Raw genomic sequence first — 1,167 nt, forward strand, 5'->3', positions numbered from 1 at the left:
CCAGGCGGCAAAACTACTGGTGGTAAACCCTGCGGTGGTCGCCATGGACACCACCTGGAAAAACGCCTGATTCAGCGTCTGGATACCGCTGTCGTAAACATTATGGAACCACAGCACCAGCGTGCACACCGCCACCAGCGACATCTGAACAAAGATGAACATGCGAAATTCCGGATCGCGACCGTACACTTTGAGACTTCTGCCGCTCAGCATGGCAAAGTGCAAACTGTAATTACAGCCGGAAATCAGCAGAAACACCGCGATGATGGTATTGATGGTAGGGCTGTTGAAATAGCCGATGCTAGCGTCATGGGTTGAAAAGCCACCGATGGCAATAGTGGAAAAGCTGTGTCCGATAGCATCAAACAGTGACATCCCCGCCAACCACAGCGCTACCGCACAGGCCACGGTAAGCAGCACATAGATCATCCATAATGTTTTCGCGGTTTCCGCGATGCGAGGCCGCATTTTATTATCTTTCAACGGCCCAGGCATCTCAGCACGGTAGAGCTGCATGCCCCCAACGCCGAGGATAGGCAGAATCGCCACCGCTAATACGATGATCCCCATCCCGCCGAACCACTGCAACATCTGCCGATAAAACAGAATGGCTTTTGGCAAAGAATCCAACCCGACCAGCGTGGTCGCGCCCGTGGTGGTTAAGCCGGAGAACGATTCGAAAAAGGCATCGGTGACGCTGAGGTTTGGATGTTCAGAGAAGATAAAGGGCAATGCCCCTACGCTACCCAGCACGGTCCAAAACAGCACCACGATCAAGAAGCCTTCTCGCGAGGCCAACTCATGCTTGTGTTTACGATTGGGAAACCAGAGTGCGCTGCCGATAAACAGGGCAACCAGAAAGGTTTGCGTAAATGCCCGTCCTGCGCCGTCACGATAAATCAGAGCAACCAGGCCAGGGATAAACATGGTCCCGGAAAAAAGAATAACCAGTAACCCTACAATGCGGGTAATGGCGCGCAGGTGCATGGCGAAACATCCTTAACGAGTCATCAAACAGCGCTGAATTATTATCATATAATGTGTACTAGCTCAGACCTGATCTGACAGTTACCGGTTATTTATACAGGTGTCTGTCAGATTAAATCTGGTTCAGATTTTTTTTCTGCCCAGACCCGTTTACCATCAAGTAATGTTGCCATTGGCGTG

1 protein-coding gene is annotated in these 1,167 nt (G+C 51.2%); it reads right to left on the bottom strand.

Going from position 1 to position 1,167, the window contains the following annotated elements; all coding sequences use genetic code 11:
- Positions 1 to 987 (bottom strand): potassium transporter TrkG (locus ACTBDZ_RS18005; protein WP_438816294.1); only part of this gene is annotated, 987 nt, incomplete at its 3' end.
- Positions 988 to 1,167 lie beyond the last annotated feature (180 nt).

This window comes from Symbiopectobacterium sp. (assembly GCF_051710365.1).
In the GTDB taxonomy this organism is placed as follows: Bacteria; Pseudomonadota; Gammaproteobacteria; order Enterobacterales; family Enterobacteriaceae; genus Symbiopectobacterium.